We start from the raw sequence: 18326 nt of genomic DNA, 5'->3' as shown, positions 1-18326 counted from the left end.
CCCCGGCGGAATCCGCCGCGCCACCAGCACCGATCGCCTCACCAGCGGCCACTACCGCACCGGTGCCCACCGCGCCACCAACCCCGGCCACCTCATCAGCGGCCACTGCCTCACCGGAGCCCACCAAGCCGCCGACCCCGGTCGCCTCACCAGCGGCCTTTGCCTCACCGGAGCCCGGTTCCGCGCCACCAGCACCGGCCGCCTCACCAGGAGCCCCTGCCTCACCGGAACCCACCACGCCACCAGCACGAATCGCCTCGCCGGGGACCCCCGCCTCACCGTAACCCACCACGCCGCCAACGCCGGCCGCACCGCCCGAGGCGATCGTGCGGCGGGAGGCCGCCCCGGCCTCGGAGCCCTCGGCCACACCGGAAGCCGCTGCGTCGCCGGAACGGATCGCGCCACCGGACCCAGCCACCCCATCAGGCCCAGCCACCCCATCAGGCTCAGCCGCACTACCTGGCCCAACCGCCACGCCGGACGCGGCAACCCCGCCGGAACCGGCCGCGCCACCCGGCCCAGGCACTTCGCCCGAACCGATCGAGCCGGACGGACCCCCCGAACCAGACGCCGCACCAGACGCAGGCATGGTGCCGCGCCCAGCCTCACCAGGCGTAGGCGCTCCACCAGCACCGATCGTCTCGCCGCCCCTGGCAGCACCGGCGGACCACCCGGCATCGGGAGCGGCGGCCGGGTCCGGCGGGCGGAAAGCGGCTGCCACCAAGGCGAATGCCTGGTGCGCGCTGGCCGCGATGTCGTCCTGGCCGCCGCTGCGCAGCCAGCGTCGCAGGACGTGGTTGTTGGCGGCGGCGATCGCGGCCGCCGCGACGGCCGCGCGCAGGCTGGCGGTCTCGTCGCCGGCGGCGGCGAAGCGGTCGGCGAGGTAGCGGGCCAGCACCCGCTGGTACCGGTCGACGGTCGCGACTTCCTTGTCGCGCAAGGAAGGAACCGTGCGGGTGAGCGTGAAACGCTTGAGCGACACGTCGAGTTCGGCGGCGTACGAGTCGAGCACCAGCGAGACCGCCGCGCACGCCACGTCCACCGGGTCCCGGTCCGGGTCGGCGCCCGCGAAGACCTGTTCCATCTCGGCCACGATCTCGTCGTGGTTGGCGAAGAGAACGTCGTCCTTGCTGTCGAAATACCGGAAGAACGTGCGCCGCCCGACCCCGGCGGCGGCGGCGATGTCGTCGATCGTGGTCGCTTCGTACCCGTTGGCGGCGAACAGGTCCACCGCGGCCGATGCCAGCGCCCGCCGCAGCTGCCGTCGCCCGGCGGGCGTCGCCCCGACGCGGGTGCGCGGCGTGTCCGTCATGACCAGGACGGTAGCAGCAGACTTGCTAGTGGCACTGAGTGCCACTAGCATGGGTGGCACCCCTCGGACAGCGGAAGGCGTCGACGATGACTCTCGATCAGCAGCTGCGGCCCGGCGCCGGAACCGGCCCGGCCACCGGAGCCGAACCTGCGGCCGCGTACTACGGCGGGCTGTTCGGCTGGACGATCCGCCGCCAGGAATCGAAGCTGTTCCTCGCGCTGGAAGGCGGGCTCTGCGCCGTCACCCTGCCGAAGCTGACCGCCGGCCCGGTGCTCGCGCATCTGCTGGCGCTGGGTTGCGAGGGCCCGTCCGTGGTCGTGCCGACCCCGCACGGCCCGCGCCTGTCCATCCTCGCCGAAACCGACGGGCAACTGCTCCTGCGCGGCTCCCTCCCCGCCGACGTCACCGTCCTCGACTGTGGCGCGCTCCTCCCGCTGCCCGCCGGTCAGCGCACGCCGGGCGCGGGTCCGGAATGGCTGACCGCCCCGGATCCGCGGCACCGCTGGCTGCCCAGCGTCAGCGCGGTCCTGGCCGGAGTCCGCCGCCGCCACTGACCTCCGGCGGTTCGCCCTGGGGCGGCCATCACAGCCGATCAGGGAAAATGCTCGTCGGGCGGGCGCACTCCCGGCTTTGCGCGCAGTCACGAGGCGCGGGTTTCCCCGTCATACCAACCGAAAGCAGGGCGGCTCAGCCGGGGACGCAGACCTCTTCCAGAGCCGCGGCCGCCTCGGCCGCCAGCGTGTCCAGGCCGGTGAGCAGGGCGTCGATCTCCTGCCTGCGGCGGTGGTCGCGCCGCGGGGACGGCACCAGGGAAGTGCCGAGAAGCATGAGCAGGATGTCGATCTCGTAGGCCAGGTCGGCCAGCCGCAGCGCGGGTACGTGATCGCCGGGGGCGCCGGTCTCCGCGTGGCGGCAGGTCGCGTGGCCCAGGGTTCGGCACAGGGTGCGCAGCCGGGTGCGGATCGCATCGGCGTACGGGTCGGACCTGGGGCCACCGGTGCGGATGTTCCACGCCACCGAGAGCAGGCAGCGGCCAGCGTCGTCCAGGGCGGTGTTCGTCACCGAGGTGAGTCTGGGAGGACCGCGTGCGGCGGGGAGTCCGACACGCCGGGGCTCACCGCATCGGATGATCGACGGCAACCCCTCGCGCCGCGCCCCATGCTGTGAAGGGACCCTTCACGGACTCTGCGGCCAGGGCCCCGGCAAAGTTGGTCGGGGGCCCGGCAGTGGGCGATGCGGAGGTGTGTGCGACCACCTCGTGGCCTGCGCCGGACCGGTTTCGGGTCCGTGAAGGGACCCTTCACAGACTCAGAGTCCGTGAAGGGTCCCTTCACGGACCTCCACACCGACTTTGCCGACACCCTGGACTCTGCGGCTGTGAAGGGTCCCTTCACAGCCTTCAGGCCAAGCTCACGGCGCCGGATCGGCCAGCAGGAGACGGACCGTCGCGTCCACCGGGAGGCGGTCGTCGGTGGCGTGGGCGAGCAGGGCGTGGATCCGGCCGGCTTCCGGGCTCAGTTCCGCGGTGGTGTCGGACACCTCGGCGCTCGCGGCGGCGAGAGTGCCCAGTCCGGCGTGGTGGTGGGCGTCGCGGACGGCGTTGCGCAGTACGGCCAGTTCGGCGGGTGTCGGGCCGCGCCTCTCCTCGCGCAGCCGCACCACGATCCGCCGGACGGCCGGGGAGTGCGCGGCGATTGCCTGCCGTCCGGCGAAGGAGGCCACCATCCGGGGCGTCGATCGCGTCGTGGCGGGAGCCGCAGGCGGCGGTGTGACGATCGGGGTGGCGGGCAGGCTGTCCAGCGCCGCGGCTCGACGGCGCTCGCTCTCGCGGACCCGGGCCACGGGATCCGGACGGCGGCCGGCGGCGATCTCCCGAGCCTGCGCGCGGGCCCGCTCCCCCACCCCGGTCAGCCGGGACGGGCGCCGGTAGCCGCCCTCGTCGAGGGCCTGTTTGCGACGCTGGGCGAACCACGCCTCGAAAGTCTGCCCCGGCCGCGGCGGCTCGCGCACCTCGTTCATCGACGCGGCGGGTCCGTCGTCGAACCAGCCGTTGAGCCGGGAACGCAGGAAATCGCCGGGACGCTCCCCCGCGGTCCGTGGCCGCTGCCGCTCGCCGCCGGGCAGCACGCTCACCGCGATCAGCAGCGCGTCCGGGCAATAACCGTTGGCGTACCAGAATTCCAGCTGCCGTTCGACGTCGTCGCGTTCGTCGCGGGTCAGCCGTTCGGTCACCCAGCCCAGACGGCGGAAGAGCACGCCGGTGGCCTGCGCGCGTTCGTGCGCGTCGCCGGGGACGACCGTCGCCGGCCACTCCCGGTCCGGGATCCGCACCACCGCCACACCTCCTTCCGGTGCCCCGACGGTACGGGGGCCGCGACAGCGCCGATCCGCCGACACGCCGCAACCGGGCTCAGCCCCGCCGGAGCACGGCCACCGCGTTCACCGCCACGATCACCCCCATCGCGACCCAGGCCAGCGCGTCCGGACGCTGGCCCAGCACGACCAGGCCGACCAGCGCGGCCAGCACCGGCTGCACGCTCATGAACGCGCCGAAGAACCGGGGCGGCACCCGCCGCAGCGCCAGCAGATCCACCAGGAACGGCACCGCCGACGACAGCACCCCGGCGAGCACCGCCGCGCCGAGCGCCCCGGCGGAGAGCGGATGGTGCAGGAACACGAAGATCCCCACCGGCAGATAGACGAGCCCGGACGCACCGGCCGCCGCGGCCGAGCCCTGCACGCCGGGCAGCCGGCGGCCGACCGTGCGATTGAGCAGGATGTAACCGGCCCAGCACCCGGCGGCCAGCAGCGCCAGCCCGATCCCGACGTAGTCGGTGCTCGGCTCCGGCCGGGTCAGCACGCCGACCGCGGCCGCGGCGAGCAGCGCGCACGCGAGGTCCGTCCGGCGCCGCGAGCCGGCCAGCGCCAGGGCCAGCGGGCCGAGAAACTCCAGCGTCATCGCCAGTCCGAGGCCGAGCCGGTCGATCGCGGAGTACAGCGCGAGGTTCATCGTGGCGAACACCGCCGCCAGCGCGAGCACCGGCCGCCATTGCGCCGCGGTGAACGTCCGCAGCCGCGGCCGTCCGGCGGCGAGCAGCACCACGGCCGCCACCCACTGCCGGACCGCCACCACCCCGGCCGGGCCGAGCACCGGGAACGCCAGCGCCGCCGTGGCCGCGCCGACCTGGTTGGACAGCGCGCCGCCGAGCAGCATCGCCGCACCGCTGACCCGGGAGGACCCGGCCGTCTCGGTAGTCGCCATGCGCCGAGCGTGCCGCCCGATCATCCATGCGCAAAATGCATTGACCGACTCATCGATACGCTGGACGCATGGATCTGGAACTGCGGCAGCTGCGGTGCCTCGTCGCGATCGTGGACGCGGGCACGTTCACCGACGCCGCGATCGAACTCGGTGTCTCGCAGGCCGCGGTGTCCCGCACGCTGGCGTCGCTGGAACGGGCCCTCGGCGTGCGGCTGCTCAACCGCACCAGCCGCAGCCTCACCCCGACCACCGCGGGCGTCCAGGTTCTCGCGCGGGCCCGGCATCTGCTCGACGAGGCCGACGATCTGGTCCGCGAAGCCACCACCGGGCACACCCGGCTGCGCATCGGGCACCCGTGGTCGGCGATGGGCCGCCACACCGCCGAATTCCAGCGCCGCTGGGCGGCCGGGCACCCGGACATCGAGCTGCTCCTCATCCGCACGAACAGCGCGACCGGCGGGCTGGCCGAAGGACTTTGCGACCTCGCCGTGCTCCGCACCCCGATGCCGCCGGGCCGGTATTCCGGCGCCGCGGTGGGCCGCGAGGACCGTTACTGCGCGATGGCGGCGGACGATCCGTGGGCGCGCCGCCGCAGTGTCACCCTCGCCGAGATCGCGACCCGGGTGCTGGTGATCGACACCCGCACCGGGACCACGACGACGGATCTGTGGCCGGCGGACGCGCGTCCGGAGGTCGAGCGCATCCACGACATCGACGACTGGCTGGCCGCCATCGCGACCGGGCGGTGCGTCGGCGTGACCCCGCACGGGACTGTGCCCCAATACCGGCGCGACGGAATCGTTTACCGCCGGGTGCGCGACGCGCCGCAGGTCCCGGTCCGGCTCGTCTGGCGCCGCGAGGACCCGCATCCGGCCACCCACGCCGCAGTGGCCCTGCTCGGCGAACTCTACCGCGGCAGCGACCGTCCACATGCGACTCATCGGGGTCGGGGACAGCGCTAGGCTGACGGGATGAAGGGGCTGCCGCACGGGTTCCCTGCGGCAGACCGCGGTCGCCCTGCACCGGCACCACAGCTCGGTGGCCGCCCGGCTCGCGCACGTCGGGGACGTCCTCGGCTGGACGCAGGACGACCCGGCCGGGCGTTTCCGCACCCGGCTCGCGCTGCTGTCGGGGACTTCCTGAACCCGGGCTGCGGCGCTCGACGTTGACGTCCGCGGGACAGACCGGCCGCCTGTCCACAGTGGATGGTTACTCGAACGAGGGTTCACGCCACTTCGACGGACTCGGCCCGCGGGCAGCTCCACACCCAGCACCCGGGCCGGCACCGCCCGCGACTCGGCGTTTTCACGGCGGCTCACCGTCGCATGCGTGAGCAACCCGGAGCCGTGGCACGTCCCTGGGAACAAGTGCGGCTCGACCGACACTTCCGCCGCCAGAAGCCCTTGCGCGTAAGCGATTCCCTCATCACGCAGCGGGTCGAACTCCATCACCGAGACGTACGGGCGGCAAGCCGGACAGGTCGGTCGCGCGGGCGGGCGCGGCGCACATCGGGACCCCGGCGCCGCCGCGGACGCAGATCGGTCAGATCGGTCTGCGGAATCAGCGGAATCGCGGCGGCGATCTCGGGATCATACGGGTAGCTCTTCGTTCTCCTCCGGACGGACAGGCTCGTTGTTGATCATCATCTCTCCGCCCATCCGTCCCCGCGAAGCCGACGAACGGCGCCGCGGCACGGAAACTCACCGTCCACAAGGGACGATCACCGGCCGGACTTCCGCCGGATCAGCACCGCGCCGAACACCATCAGCGCCACCGCGGCGACCACGATCAGCCCCTTGAGCAGCAGGTCGGTGACCAGGTGGCGCAGGATCTCCGCGCCCTCCCCGGTCACCGCGCGTCCCGCCCGCGGTCGTCTTCCAGCCACCGCACCGCTTCCCGGGCGACACGGCCGCCGCCACGCTCACCCATCGCACGGGCGACGGTCTTCGCCCCGGCCCGCACCCATTCGCCCTTTCCCCGCCGGCGCAGCGCGACGACCGCCGCGAACACGGCCAACCCGAGCACCACGACCACCCCGGCGATGATCCCGAACCGGATCAGCAGCACGTTCAGCACCGTCTCCATGACCATCCCTTTCTATCACACCTGTGATACAAACCTGAATATCACGGGTGTGCTATAAAAGTCCAGTGCCCAAGGTGGTGGACGGAGAACAACGGCGAGCGCACATCGCGGACGCGGTGCTGCGGCTGGCCGCGCGGGACGGACTGAACGCGGTGTCGCTGCGCGCCGTGGCCACGGAGGCCGAGCTGAACATCGGCTCGGTGCGGCACTATTTCGACAGCCAGCACGCCCTGCTGCGGTTCGCGATGCAGGCCACCATCGACCGGGTGTCGGCCCGGCTGCTCGCCCACCGGGAAGCCATGCCCCCCATGGCCGGTCTGTCCCGCGCGGAGATCGTCGACCGGCTGACGGACTTCTTCGCCGAACTGCTCCCGCTCGACGAACGGCGCCGCTCCGAAGCGACGGTGCTGGTGGAATTCCTGATCGCGGCGCGCGCGGATCCCGGTCTGGCCGACTTGGCCGCGGAAACCATCCGCGGCACCGTGACCTTGGCCCGGCGCATCCTTGACGCACTGGCCGGCACCGGCACGTTCGCCCCCGGCGACCCGGAGGTGGAGGCGCCGCGGCTGGCCGCATTGCTGGACGGGCTCGTCTTTCGCGCGATCCTGCAGCCGGAGGTGACCACGGGGGCGGAGTGCCTGGCCGTGCTGCGTGCACATCTGACCGGGCTGAGCCGGGAGGGCTGAGCCGGGCCGGCGAAAATCGGCACGGACCGGCCGGAACCTCAGCCGGGCAGCCGCACTTCCGCCCAGGTCGTCGCCCGTGCCCCGTCGGTGACCGTGGACCATTCGGAGGCCAGGTCGTCCAGCAGCAGCCGGCCCCGGCCGCGGCCGGGTGAGCGCGGCTCGCCCGCGGGGACGGCCGGTTCGATGCGGGTCACCTCGATGCGCAGGCGCGGCGGGCCGGCGAGCAGGCCGAGCCACAGGCCGCGGCAGACGGCGCCGTCGCGGGCGGCGTCGGTGATCAGTTCGTCGAGCAGGAGCACTGCCTCGGCCACGCGGGGGGCGTCGACGTGCGAGAGCATCGCCCGGAGCGTCGTGCGGGCTGGGCCCGCGATGTCCGGGCCGTCGAACACGGCCGTGGTGGCCGGGTGCCGAGCGTGATCGGCCATCGCCGGTCCTCCTGGAATAGGGGTGGCAAAGCCGGAACTACCCAGATCATTCCGGAGTCAACCGCAGGCACCCTTATCCTGGTCGGGAGGGAGGCAGGGCATGGAGGACGACCGGCAGGCCTGGTCCGAGGAGGATCGGGCTGCCTACCGCGCATTCGTGCGCGAACATCACCCGGACGTGGGCGGTGATCCGGCCGAGTTCGCCGCGGGTCTGCGTGCCCTGCGCGAGCGTGCGGCCACCCCGGCGGAGGAGCCCGACGCCCCGATCGTCTTCGTGACCCGGCAGAGCGCGCTGCCCCGGATGGTGTCGGCGTTCTCGGCTCGCCGCCGGCGCAAGCGCAACCCGCGCGTCCGCTGATCAGAGCGCGCCGGTGAGCGCCTGCAGGCCCAGGCTCGAAGCGGCGACCGCGACCCACAACAGCGCACCCATCAGCAACGGCCGGTGCCCGGCGGCACGCAGATCGGCGGGTTTGAGGGAGAGCCCGATCCCGGCCAGTGCCGTGGTGATCAGGAACGTCCCCGCGGTCGACAGCGGCTCGTGCCACGAAGCGGGGATCAGCCCGGCGCTGTCCAGCCCCGCGGCGACGAGGAAACCGATCAGGAACGGCGGCACCAGCCGGTGCCAGGGCAAGGTACGCAACGACATCCGGCCGGACCGCGCGTCACGGCGCGCGGCGAGGAAAGCGAGTAGGAGGACGATCGGGATCAGCGTCAGTGTCCGCGTGAGCTTCACGACGATGCCGTAGGACCCGGCGTCGCCGCCGTACGCGTACGAAGCCGCGACGACGGACGAAGTGTCATTCACCGCCGTACCGGCCCACAGCCCGAACGCATGCGACGACATCCCCATCAAGTGTCCCAGCGGCGGGAAGAGCAGTACTGCGGCCACGTTGAAGGTGAAGATCGTGCCGAGCGCGTACGCGACGTCGGCTTCCTTCGGCTTGAGTACGGCGCTCGTCGCAGCGATCGCGGACGCGCCGCAGATTCCGGTGCCAACCCCGATCAGCGTCTGCGTGTCCCCGCGTACGCCGAGCAGACGGCCGAGCAGCCACGCACCGCCGAGCGCGACCGCGAGCGTGCCGAGCATGACCGGCAACGACTCCCCACCAACCTGAACGACCTGCTGCAACGACAATCCCGTACCCAGCACCACGATCGACAACGGCAGCACAGTCCGCGACGCGAAGGCGTACCCAGGGCTGAGCCGCACTGCGCGCAAGCCCGGCACAGCAACTCCAGCGACCGCGCCCAGCAGGATCGCCAGCACCGGCCCACCGACGACCGGGACGAGTTTCCCGCCCGCTGTCGCCACCGCGGCGATCAGGACGGCGACCGCGAGCCCCGGAGCCTTTCCGCCGAGCCTCGCCAGCCAATCCGGCACCGCGGCGATCCTCGCCCGGCCGAACGCGGCCCCGTCCGCCGTCATGCCACCTCCAATGTACGGACATTTACCGTAGAATATGTACGTACATTTGACAACCGGGGCCGGACGGTAGTGTTCCCGCAGGCGGAGGAGGTGCCATGAGCGAAGGCGGGCTGGACCGCGACAGCGGGCGGCCGCTGTGGCGGCAGCTGCGGGAACGGCTGCTCGTCCGGATCCGCGCGGGCGAGTTCGACCACACCTTCCCCGGGGAACTGGCGCTGGCCGAGGAGTACGGCGTCAGCCGCCAGACCGTCCGGCAGGCCCTGCGCGAACTGCGCGCGGACGGGACCATCGTCGCCGAACGCGGACGGCAGCCGCGGGTCGCCGAAGCGGCCGAGATCGTGCAGCCACTCGGCGCGCTCTACAGCCTCTTCGCCGCGGTCGAAGCCGCCGGGCTGGCGCAGAACAGCATCGTGCGCACGCTGGACATCCGCGCGGACGCCGTGGTGGCGGAACGCCTTTCGCTGGAAGGCTCCACTCCCCTGCTGTACCTGGAACGGCTCCGCCTGGCCGGGGACGATCCGCTCGCAGTGGACCGGGTATGGCTGCCCGCGGCGATCGCCCGCCCTCTGCTGGACGCCGACTTCCAGCGCACCAGCCTGTACGGCGAGCTGCACCGCCGCGCGGGGATCCGGCTGGACCACGGCGAGGAGCAGATCCGCGCGATCGTGCCCAGCCCCGCCGAACGCGCCCTGCTCGGCTGCGACCCGGCGTCGGCCGCGTTTTCCATCTGCCGCCTCGGCACCAGCGGCGGCACCCCGGTGGAATGGCGCCACACCCTGGTCCGCGGGGACCGGTTCGCGCTCACCGCGGAGTTCTCCGGACGGACCGGGTACCGGCTGTTCGGCACCCGTCAGCTGGCCGCACCCGCCTGACCGTCCTTTAAGGACTCGGGGCGGGTCTTCAGATGGCCCGGCAGAGGCGCGCCGCATCCAGCATCGCCGCGTGGACGTTCCGGCTCGCCACGGCGTCGCCGATCCGGAAGAGCCGCCACGCGCCCTCCGGGTTCCGCACCGCCGACTGGGCCTGGAGGGCGAGCAGGCCGTCAAGGTCCACCGCGCCCAGGTTCACCGACCGGCTGGTCAGCTCGTCGTAGACCTCCCGGACCGGGTCGGTGCCCATCTCCGCAACCAGACAGTCGACGGTGCGGTACTCGCGGAATTCCGCACCGTCCACGCCGAGTTCCACCGCCAGGCCGCCCTCGGCACGGCGAACCCCGTGCAGCCGCCGCAGCACGGTGATCTTCACCGCCGCCTCGGCCAGCGCGGTGAAGTAGGTGGACGCGGTGATCGCCCCGACGTCCGGCGAGACCGACCGCTCCGGGGTGACGATCTCGACCCGCGCGCCGCCGCGGATCAGCGCCTCCGCAGCATCCAGCGCCTGGTTGCCGCCGTGATCGTCGTAGACCATGACCAGCCCTTGCGGACGATGTGTCCCACCCAGCACGTCCCAGGTGTCGAGCACCAGGTCCGCCCCGGGCACGCTGGGCGCCGCCGGGGTGCCACCGGTGGCGACGATGACGACCTCCCAATCCTCATCCCGCAGCGTGGCCGCCTCGACGTAGGTGTTGAGCGAGATCGGGACCCCGAGGCGGGCGAGTTCGTCCAGCCGCCAGTCGATGATGCCGCGAAGATCGCGGCGGCGAGGCGATCGGGAAGCCAGCAGCAGCTGCCCACCGACCTGGTCTCCCGCCTCGTAGAGCCGGACTTCGTGGCCACGCTCGGCCAGCACCCGGGCGGCCTCCAGCCCCGCGGGACCCGCGCCGATGACGGCGACGCGCTGAACGACCGGGGCACGGTCGATGCGATGGGGCAGTTCGAGTTCACGCCCGGTCGACGGGTTGTGGATGCAGTACGCGGCACCGGACTGGTAGATGCCGTCGATGCACATGCCCGCGCCGACGCAGGGGCGGATCCGAGCGGTTTGCCCCTGCCGGACCTTGGCGGGCAGCTCGGGATCGGCAATCAGCGCGCGGGTCATGCCGACGAGATCGAGCAGTCCTTCGGCGATCGCGTACCGCGCGGTCTCCACGTCCGCGATGCGCGCCGCGTGCATCACCGGCACGGCGAGCTTCCGCTTGATCTGCCCGGCGAATTCCAGGTGCGGCGCGGCCGGGGTGTGCATCGGCGGGATCACCCGGCCGAGTTCGGCGTCGGTGCCGATCGAGCCCCGGATCAGGCTGAAGAAGTCGATCCCGGCCTCGGTCAGGTCCGCGGCGATGCGCAGCGCCTCGTCCGGCTCGACACCCCCGGGACGCTGTTCGTCGAAGCTCATCCGCACCCCGACCACGAAATCCGGCCCCACCGCCGCCCGGATGGCCCGGATCACCTCCAGGGGATAACGCATCCGGTTCTCGTATGAGCCGCCGTACTCGTCTTCCCTGGCGTTCCAGAACGGGGTCCAGAACGCGTCCAGGAAATGCCCGTAGGCCATCAGCTCGATGCCGTCCAGGCCGGCCGACCGGCACCGCTGGGCGACGTCCGCGAAATCCTGGCGCACCCGATCGAGATCCCACTGTTCCGCCGCTTTGGCGAACGCCCGGTGCGCGGGTTCGCGGACGGCGCCGACCGAGACCGCCGGAAGCCACTCCCCCGCGTAGTTGCTCGTCCGGTGGCCCAGATGGGTCAGCTGGGTCATCACCGCGGCGCCCTGTTCGTGCACCTCCTCGGCCAGGCGGCGCAGCAGTGGCTCCGCTTCGTCCTTCCAGAGCTGGAGGTTGCCGAACGCGGGTGTGCTGTCGCGGCTGACCAGCGCGCTGCCGCCGATCATGGTCAGCCCGGCCCCGCCCCGCGCCTTTTCCACGTGGTAGGCCCGGTATCGGTCCCCGGGCAGCCCGTCCTCGCTGTAGGCGGGTTCGTGCGAAGTGCTGACGATGCGGTTGCGCAGGGTCAGCCCCTTCAGGGTGAACGGGCTCATCAGCGGGTCCGGGACGGTCATCGCGCCTCCAAGGGGGCTCGGGTCAGGCATCGATCGTCAGGTCCTCGACGGGGGTGGCGCAGCAGGCGAGGATCCGGCCCGCGGCGATCTCTCGCGGCCGGATCCCGCCTGCGTGCCGGAGATCGACCCGGCCGTCGAGGAGGGTGAGCTTGCAGGTGCCGCACACTCCTTCCCCGCACGAGGACGGGAGGGCCAGCCCCGCGCCGGCCGCCGCAGCCAGCACGGTCGTGCCCGGATCGCACTCGATCACCCGGCCGCTACGCCGGAATTCGACCCGGTGTGCCGTACCGGTCTGCGCCGGAATGGCCGCAGCGGCCGCGCCGAACACGAAAGACTCCTCGTGACAACGGCCCGGTTCGGCACCGGCCTGGACGAGCAGCTCCCGCACCGCGGCCATGTACGGCGGCGGCCCGCAGGTGAAGATCTCCCGGCCCGCCAGATCCGGCGCCGCTGCCACCAGCACCGGCAAGGTGAGCCGGCCACGGTGACCGCGCCACTGCTCACCCGGGGAATCGCGCCCGCACAGGATCACGACCGAAACACCGGATTCCTCGGCCAGAGCGGCGAGTTCGGCGAGGAAAATGATGTCGCCGGGCGTGCGTGCGGAATGCAGGAACACGACGTCGGCCGGATCGCCGGTCTCGCGCAGGGTGCGCAGCATGGACATCGCCGGAGTGATCCCGCTGCCCGCGGTCAGGAACAGGTACTTGTCCGCGGGGTGTCGCGCGAAACTGAACCGGCCGAACGGGCCGGACGCACCCAGTACGTCACCCGGTTGCAGGTGGTCGTGCAGCCAGTTCGAGACCACGCCGCCGGGGACACGCTTGACCGTGATCGCAGGCTGTTCCGGACGGGTCGGCGGGGACGAGATCGTGTAGCAGCGTTCCACTCGCTCGCCTTCGAGGAGGAAACGGAACGTCAGGAACTGGCCGGGGTGGAAGGACAGCGCCGCCGCGGCGGGCAGCTCGAAGACGAACGTCTTGACGTCGTGGGTGACGTCGACGATTTCGGTGCAGGTGAGCTGTTCGTCCGGGGCTTCGGCCGGGGTGACCTCCGGCGCGACGGTGGGCGAGGTCATCGGTTCTGGTGCTCCTTCAGGCGCTCGATGTACCAGGTGACGAATTCCTCCACATGGCTCTCGGTCGGCGCATACGGCCCGGGTTCGTAGGCCGGATCACCAACGCCGGCCTGCGCGCGGGCGACCAGCGCGCCGTCCTGGGCGTTCGTCCGGCGCCAGACGTCGGTGAGCGTTTCGAGGTCGTAGTCGGTTCCCTCGACGGCGTCGGCATGCACCAGCCAGGTCGTGCGGACGAGGGTCCGGTCCGCCGCGAGCGGCAGCGCGGAGAACGTGATGGCGTGGTCGCCGAGGAAGTGGAACCACGAATTGGGCTGATAGTGCAGGGACAACCGGCCCAGCCGGGGCGTGTCCAGCTCGCCGAGCAGCTTGCGCGAGGCGGCGCGGCCGTCGCGGGTGTAGGACTCACCGGCGCCGTCCAGTGCCTCGCGCTGCACCCGGAACGCCGTGGGACGGCCGGAAAGTTCCTCGATCGGCTCGTACGGCATGCTGCGCCGATCGCACTCGCGCGCCAACTCGGCCGAGGCGTCCAGGTAACGGCGGTGCGCGGGCAGCAGCCGGTCCGGGATCTCGTCCGGCCGGTACCCGTAGGTCGGGAAGAACGTGCACGTCAGCTCGGGATGTCCGGCCTCGCAGTGGTAGCACTCGCGGTTGTTCTCCATCACCAGCTTCCAGTTGGCGTGCTCGACCAGATCCTCCTGGGCGGCGACCTTGGTGTGGCGCAGCCGGTGTGCGGCGAGATAGGGCCGAACCTGCGCGGCGACCTCCTCGAAATCGGCCGGCGGTTCGGGAGCCAGGCAGAGGAACAGCAGCCCCTCGACGGAGCGCAGTTCGACTCGTTTCAAACCCCAGCAGTTCTTTGCGAAATCCGGCGCCTGCTGCCCCGCATGCAGCAACGCGCCGTCCGTCGCGTACGTCCATTGGTGGTACCCGCACACCAGATTCCCGGTCGATCCCGCGGCGTCGGAAAGGATCCGGGCGCCACGGTGGCGGCAGACGTTGTGGAACGCGCGCACCTGCTCGTCGTCGTCGCGCAGCAGGATGACGGAGTACCGCCCGAGGTCGACGGTCACGTAGTCACCCGGTTCGGGGACCTCCGCCTCGGTCGCCACGAAGATCCAGTGCGCGGCGAAGATCGCGGCCAGATCGAGGGCGAAGAATTCCTCGCCGGTGTAGAACGGCGCCTCCAGCGCCCGCCCCGGCTTCCGGCGGGCCACGAGTCCGGCGGTCGTGCGGCGGTCGCTCGCCGGTTCGGCCGATACGGTCACGATTACCTCCTCGGATGCGGACGCTCCGGAACCGCCGGGAACGTGTTCTTGAAGTGTGGCCCGGGATCCGCGGCAGGAAAATCTCGTGTTGGTGCAGAGGACCATGCACAATGAGCGCATGATTGACAGACGGCTGAACGTGCTCCGCGTGGTTGCCGCCTGCGGCACGGTGACCGCCGCCGCGGAAGCGCTGAAGTTCTCGCCGTCGGCGGTGTCGGCCCAGCTGCGCTCCCTGGCCGGCGAACTCGGCGTCCCGCTGCTGGCCCAGGACGGCCGCGGCGTCCGGCTCACCGAATCCGCCCAGACCCTGCTGGCGCGCGCCGCCGAGCTGTACACGCTCTGGGAGGAGATCCGCGGCGAACTCGGCGACACCGATCCGGACCAGATCAGGTCGCTGCGGCTGTGCGGTTTCTCCACCGCCGCTTCCGCGCTTTTGCCTTACGTGGTCGCGAAAGTCCGCGATGTCCATCCACAGTGCACAGTCCGGATCATCGAGGCCGATCCGGAGGAGTGCTTCGAGCTGCTGCTGGCCCAGCAAGCCGATCTGGCCGTGGTCGTGGCGACCGCGACGCTGCCGCCCCGCACCGACACCCGGTTCGACCAGCAATCGCTGCTGGAGGATCCGCTCGATCTCCTGGTCCCCGCCGAGCACGCGCTCGTGGGCCGCGGCTCCGTGCTGCTCAGCGAGGCCGCGCGCGAGCCGTGGATCATGGACCGGCCGGGGCGGACCCATCACGGACTCGTGCTGACCGCCTGCGCCAACGCGGGTTTCACCCCCTCGGTCGCCCACGAATCCTCGGAATGGGACACCGCCGCCGCGCTCGTGGGCGCCGGCCTCGGCGTCGCCCTCATCCCCCGCCTGGCCCGCATCCCGGCCGGCGACCGGATCGCCCGCGTCCCCCTCGGCGGTGACCCGACCCCGGCCCGGCACGTCCTCACCGCGGTCCGGCGCGGCAGCCGCAGGCAGCCCGCGATCGCCACCGCGCTCGCCGCGCTCGCCGACATCGCCTGCCTGCGGGCGGTGAAACCGTTGCCGGAGAGGGGAACCTGAGACGGTGCGAGGCAGGGCGTGGGAGGTTCCTACGCCCGGGAGAACACCGTGCCCGCGTGGCGACGCAGGACCGCCGGGATCACACTCGCGCCCACCTGATCGTCGGCACGACCGTCATCCCATACCGCGGCGACCTTTTCGGAGACACAGGCTGCCCGCGTTGAATCCGCCGCCCGCCGGGGAACCGGTCAGCCGAGCCGGATCCCGGCCAGCTGCGTGGCCTGGGCGACCAGCTTGCCGGTGCGGTCCCACACGTGGCAGGACTCGTCGACCCGGCCGCCGCTGATCAGGTGCGCGCGGTGCAGGACGCGCACCGGGCCGGGGGCCGGGCGGGCCCGCACGTAGGCGGTCAGTTCGAGCGTCGGCACCCAGCCCGTGTTCGTGATGTCCAGGGTGGCCGGCGGCAGGGCGTCGATGGCGAACAGCAGACTGATCGGATCGAACGGTTCGTCCGCGGGCAGGCCGAGCCAGCCCCGGATTTCGCCGCGCCCGGTGTGCACCCGGCCCACCGGCTGATCGGTCCGGAGATCGATCTCGTCCATGATCGCCACCGGGATCCCGCCCGGCCCCTCCGACGGCACCCGTTCCCCGCCGGACACCTCGAGCCGCGGATCCGGCAGGCCGTCCTGCCAGTACGGCGTGTCCGCGCTGAGCGAGCCGAAGGTGAACAGGGCCTCGGCCTGCGCCACGCCGTCCTGTTCGAGGCGGCCGCGCAGCTGGCTGACAGTGCGCCCGCCGCGCAGTGGCTCGATCACCACTTCGGCCGGTCCGGGCGAGGGCGACCGCAGGTAGTGCGCACTCGCCGCGAGCACGTCCGGCTGCCCGGCGACGACCCCGGCCGCCCGCGCGATCATCGCGAGCAGGTAGCCGCCGTTCGGCCGCCCGCCGACCGTCCACGCCGCACTGAGATCGACTTCGAACGTGCCGGCCGTACGCTGTTTGACACCGGTCACCGCGGAGAACGTCGTGGTGGTCAAGGCCCCTCCTCGTCGGGCAAGTCTTCTCCGGCAACCTAGCTGGTCCGAGTCGCTGCGTTCCCGGCACTGAGAGCCACGCCACCCTGGCTCCCCTACGGCCGGATCGTTCGGTTCAGGCGGGATCACGGGCCCGGCGACGCCCGGGGATCGCTCTTTGGCGAAGGGACAGTGGGGGCGGAGGAGCCTCCCGCTCGCCTGTCCATTGTGGACTTGGCGCCCGCCGTGAAGACCCGGGCACAGCGGATTCCCGCGAGACCGGATCGGGCCGGGTCCCGGCGCCCATTCCCGCCGCCGACTCCTGCGGTTCCACCCGGTTCGGTGATCTTCACCCGGCCGCCGGGCGGCTAAAGTGACTGCGATCCCGGCCCGCCGACGAGGGGAACCCCGATGTCATCACGGTTCGCGCCGCTCGCCGCGGGAGTCCTCGCGGCGGCCGCGCTCACCGCGTTCTGCCCGTCCGCCGCCGCCCGGCAGGAGATCGCGGGCGGGGCCAGGGCTTCCCTCGCCGCGCATCCGTATGCGGTGTACCTGATCAACAACCGGGGCACCCAGTACTGCGGCGGCGTGATCGTCAGCCCGACCGCGGTCGCCACCGCCGCGCACTGCCTCGCGGACGTGCCCGCGAGCGAGACCAGGGTGGTCGCCGGGCGGGAGGACAAGCGGGAGCCGGGCGGCGTCGTCCTGGGCGTCACGCAGGGCTGGCGGCATCCGGATTTCCGGACGGTGCAAGAAGGTTCCGACGTCGCGGTGCTCACCGTCCGCGGGCGGCTGCCCTATGCCCCCGTCGATCTGGCCCGCGATCCCGCCGAGCACCCCGCGGGCACCGAGGCGACCGTCCTCGGCTGGGGCCGCCTCGCCTCGGGCGGCGAGCGTTCCAGCTCCCTGCGCTCCGTCGTGGTCCCGGTCGTCGAGAATGCCACCTGCCACGAGGGCTACTCCGACTTCAACCCCGCGAGCATGCTCTGCGCCGGCTACCCGGAAGGCGGGGCCGACGCCTGCCAAGGCGACTCCGGCGGCCCCCTGGTCGTCGGCGACACCCTCATCGGCCTGGTCTCCTACGGCGACGGCTGCGGTAAGGCCGGCAAGCCCGGGGTCTATACGAGGATCACGACCTTCGCCGACGACATCGCCGCCCACGCCGGCCTTTCCGGGTGATCGCGTCTTTCCGGGTGATCGCGCGCGGAGGACACCGGGAGCCGGGTAGGCTGGCGGCATGACTTCCCCGGAGGCGGAACAACGCTAGCCGCCCGGCCTTCCCGCCGGGCGGCGGACTGACGGGACCCGACGCTGCTCGGTGCGGCGCGCGCCCGAGGTGCGGCACGTGACCGGGAGCGGCGGTTTGCCGCGGTCGTGCGGCAACGATGCTCACAGTGGTTGTCCGGGCAGCAACTGTCCGGGCAGCAATGTCCAGGCAACTGTTGCTCGCAGCTGCGCTCATCTAACCGCTCCCGCGTCGTCCGGCAGCAGCGCCCATGCAAGCCGCTGCCACGTTGTCCGGCACCAGCGCTCAGGTGGCCGCTGCCCCATTGTCCGGCCGCGGTTGCTCAGGTCGCCGCTGGTCAGGCCGTGTCGCCTCGATAGCGGTGGCGGCGATCCGTGCCCTGGTCATCCGGGCGGCAGTTGCCGGGACCTCGATGCCGAACGGCGGAGCGTCGTGCCGTGGCGCATTGCCTGTGCCTGAGCGATGTGTCGGACGCTGAGATGCGTTGCTCTATGCCGAAGGACATTGCTTCGTGCCGGTCCGAGGGATTCGGCCGGAAATGTCCCGCCTGCCGCAACGGTCGGCTGGCACCTGTGCCCTGCTCCAGGCTGCGCCATGACTTCG

The 18326-nt window shown here is 72.1% G+C and carries 19 protein-coding genes and 2 pseudogenes; 8 read left to right on the top strand and 13 right to left on the bottom strand.

The annotated features are described in order from the left end of the window. Positions 1-685 precede the first annotated feature (685 nt). Positions 686-1312 (bottom strand): annotated as a pseudogene (locus D5S19_RS12100) (TetR family transcriptional regulator); the annotation flags it as partial. Between the two features lie 86 nt (positions 1313-1398). Here D5S19_RS12100 and D5S19_RS12095 point away from each other — a divergent pair. Beyond that, a complete protein-coding gene (locus D5S19_RS12095) occupies positions 1399-1866 on the top strand; it encodes a hypothetical protein (RefSeq protein WP_120023446.1) in 468 nt (155 codons plus the stop codon). 133 nt (positions 1867-1999) lie between these two features. Here the strand turns inward: D5S19_RS12095 and D5S19_RS12090 are convergent, their stop codons facing one another. The 3 genes from D5S19_RS12090 to D5S19_RS12080 all read right to left on the bottom strand — a co-directional run bounded on the left by D5S19_RS12090 (position 2000) and on the right by D5S19_RS12080 (position 4574). Beyond that, positions 2000-2374 (bottom strand): hypothetical protein, encoded by a 375-nt coding sequence (locus D5S19_RS12090; protein ID WP_233573849.1) that lies wholly within the window; start codon positions 2372-2374, stop codon positions 2000-2002. A gap of 348 nt (positions 2375-2722) precedes the next feature. After that, positions 2723-3646, bottom strand: a complete 924-nt coding sequence (locus D5S19_RS12085) for a hypothetical protein (RefSeq protein ID WP_233573848.1) — start codon at positions 3644-3646, stop codon at positions 2723-2725. Between the two features lie 76 nt (positions 3647-3722). Then, positions 3723-4574 (bottom strand): EamA family transporter, encoded by an 852-nt coding sequence (locus D5S19_RS12080; RefSeq protein WP_120023444.1) that lies wholly within the window; start codon positions 4572-4574, stop codon positions 3723-3725. Positions 4575-4642: 68 nt separating this feature from the next. Between D5S19_RS12080 and D5S19_RS12075 the strand changes: the two genes are divergently transcribed. After that, complete coding sequence (locus D5S19_RS12075) at positions 4643-5536, top strand: LysR family transcriptional regulator (protein WP_120023443.1); 894 nt, start codon at positions 4643-4645, stop codon at positions 5534-5536. Between the two features lie 34 nt (positions 5537-5570). Beyond that, complete coding sequence (locus tag D5S19_RS12070) at positions 5571-5717, top strand: helix-turn-helix domain-containing protein (RefSeq protein ID WP_120023442.1); 147 nt, start codon at positions 5571-5573, stop codon at positions 5715-5717. A gap of 257 nt (positions 5718-5974) precedes the next feature. On the opposite strand, the pseudogene D5S19_RS34130 reads toward D5S19_RS12070, so the two are convergent. The 3 genes and pseudogenes from D5S19_RS34130 to D5S19_RS12060 form a co-directional block, all read right to left on the bottom strand. Next, positions 5975-6022: pseudogene (locus tag D5S19_RS34130) on the bottom strand (hypothetical protein); the annotation flags it as partial. Between the two features lie 272 nt (positions 6023-6294). Continuing rightward, a complete protein-coding gene (locus tag D5S19_RS33555; protein WP_267901100.1) occupies positions 6295-6426 on the bottom strand; it encodes a hypothetical protein in 132 nt (43 codons plus the stop codon). Then, a complete protein-coding gene (locus tag D5S19_RS12060) occupies positions 6423-6659 on the bottom strand; it encodes a hypothetical protein (protein ID WP_120023471.1) in 237 nt (78 codons plus the stop codon). The genes D5S19_RS33555 and D5S19_RS12060 overlap by 4 nt, the downstream gene beginning before the upstream one ends. A 65-nt stretch (positions 6660-6724) precedes the next feature. On the opposite strand from D5S19_RS12060, the gene D5S19_RS12055 reads away from it, so the two are divergent. Continuing rightward, entirely contained in the window at positions 6725-7345 is a 621-nt protein-coding gene (locus D5S19_RS12055; RefSeq protein WP_120023441.1) for a TetR/AcrR family transcriptional regulator, read from the top strand. Between the two features lie 38 nt (positions 7346-7383). On the opposite strand, the gene D5S19_RS12050 is transcribed toward D5S19_RS12055, so the two are convergent. After that, entirely contained in the window at positions 7384-7770 is a 387-nt protein-coding gene (locus tag D5S19_RS12050; RefSeq protein WP_120023440.1) for a hypothetical protein, read from the bottom strand. A gap of 100 nt (positions 7771-7870) precedes the next feature. On the opposite strand from D5S19_RS12050, the gene D5S19_RS12045 reads away from it, so the two are divergent. Next, the gene (locus tag D5S19_RS12045; RefSeq protein WP_120023439.1) at positions 7871-8128 is read left to right on the top strand and encodes a hypothetical protein; all 258 of its coding nucleotides are present in this window, start codon (positions 7871-7873) and stop codon (positions 8126-8128) included. On the opposite strand, the gene D5S19_RS12040 is transcribed toward D5S19_RS12045, so the two are convergent. After that, the gene (locus D5S19_RS12040) at positions 8129-9196 is read right to left on the bottom strand and encodes a YeiH family protein (protein ID WP_120023438.1); all 1068 of its coding nucleotides are present in this window, start codon (positions 9194-9196) and stop codon (positions 8129-8131) included. A gap of 95 nt (positions 9197-9291) precedes the next feature. Here D5S19_RS12040 and D5S19_RS12035 point away from each other — a divergent pair, with 95 nt between their 5' ends. After that, positions 9292-10068 carry a GntR family transcriptional regulator gene (locus tag D5S19_RS12035; RefSeq protein ID WP_120023437.1) on the top strand — a complete coding sequence of 259 codons (777 nt, stop codon included), beginning with the start codon at positions 9292-9294 and terminating at the stop codon, positions 10066-10068. Positions 10069-10096: 28 nt separating this feature from the next. Here the strand turns inward: D5S19_RS12035 and D5S19_RS12030 are convergent, their stop codons facing one another. From D5S19_RS12030 to D5S19_RS12020, 3 genes are read right to left on the bottom strand one after another with little or no spacing between them, the layout of a single operon-like run. Continuing rightward, positions 10097-12130 (bottom strand): oxidoreductase, encoded by a 2034-nt coding sequence (locus tag D5S19_RS12030; protein ID WP_120023436.1) that lies wholly within the window; start codon positions 12128-12130, stop codon positions 10097-10099. A 22-nt stretch (positions 12131-12152) separates the two neighbouring features. Next, a complete protein-coding gene (locus tag D5S19_RS12025; RefSeq protein ID WP_120023435.1) occupies positions 12153-13208 on the bottom strand; it encodes a hybrid-cluster NAD(P)-dependent oxidoreductase in 1056 nt (351 codons plus the stop codon). Continuing rightward, entirely contained in the window at positions 13205-14473 is a 1269-nt protein-coding gene (locus D5S19_RS12020) for an aromatic ring-hydroxylating oxygenase subunit alpha (RefSeq protein ID WP_233573846.1), read from the bottom strand. The genes D5S19_RS12025 and D5S19_RS12020 overlap by 4 nt, the downstream gene beginning before the upstream one ends. 118 nt (positions 14474-14591) lie before the next feature. Here D5S19_RS12020 and D5S19_RS12015 point away from each other — a divergent pair, with 118 nt between their 5' ends. Beyond that, complete coding sequence (locus D5S19_RS12015) at positions 14592-15524, top strand: LysR family transcriptional regulator (protein WP_120023470.1); 933 nt, start codon at positions 14592-14594, stop codon at positions 15522-15524. A 188-nt stretch (positions 15525-15712) separates the two neighbouring features. Here D5S19_RS12015 and D5S19_RS12010 read toward each other — a convergent pair whose 3' ends face one another. Beyond that, the gene (locus D5S19_RS12010; protein WP_120023433.1) at positions 15713-16501 is read right to left on the bottom strand and encodes a thioesterase family protein; all 789 of its coding nucleotides are present in this window, start codon (positions 16499-16501) and stop codon (positions 15713-15715) included. 387 nt (positions 16502-16888) lie between these two features. Here D5S19_RS12010 and D5S19_RS12005 point away from each other — a divergent pair, with 387 nt between their 5' ends. Then, complete coding sequence (locus tag D5S19_RS12005) at positions 16889-17656, top strand: S1 family peptidase (protein WP_120023432.1); 768 nt, start codon at positions 16889-16891, stop codon at positions 17654-17656. Positions 17657-18326 lie beyond the last annotated feature (670 nt).

This window comes from Amycolatopsis panacis, assembly GCF_003600245.1.
GTDB classification, from domain to species: Bacteria; Actinomycetota; Actinomycetes; order Mycobacteriales; family Pseudonocardiaceae; genus Amycolatopsis; species Amycolatopsis sulphurea.
The sequence above is the reverse complement of the archived record's forward strand: the minus strand, read 5'-3'. Positions and strand labels throughout refer to the sequence as shown.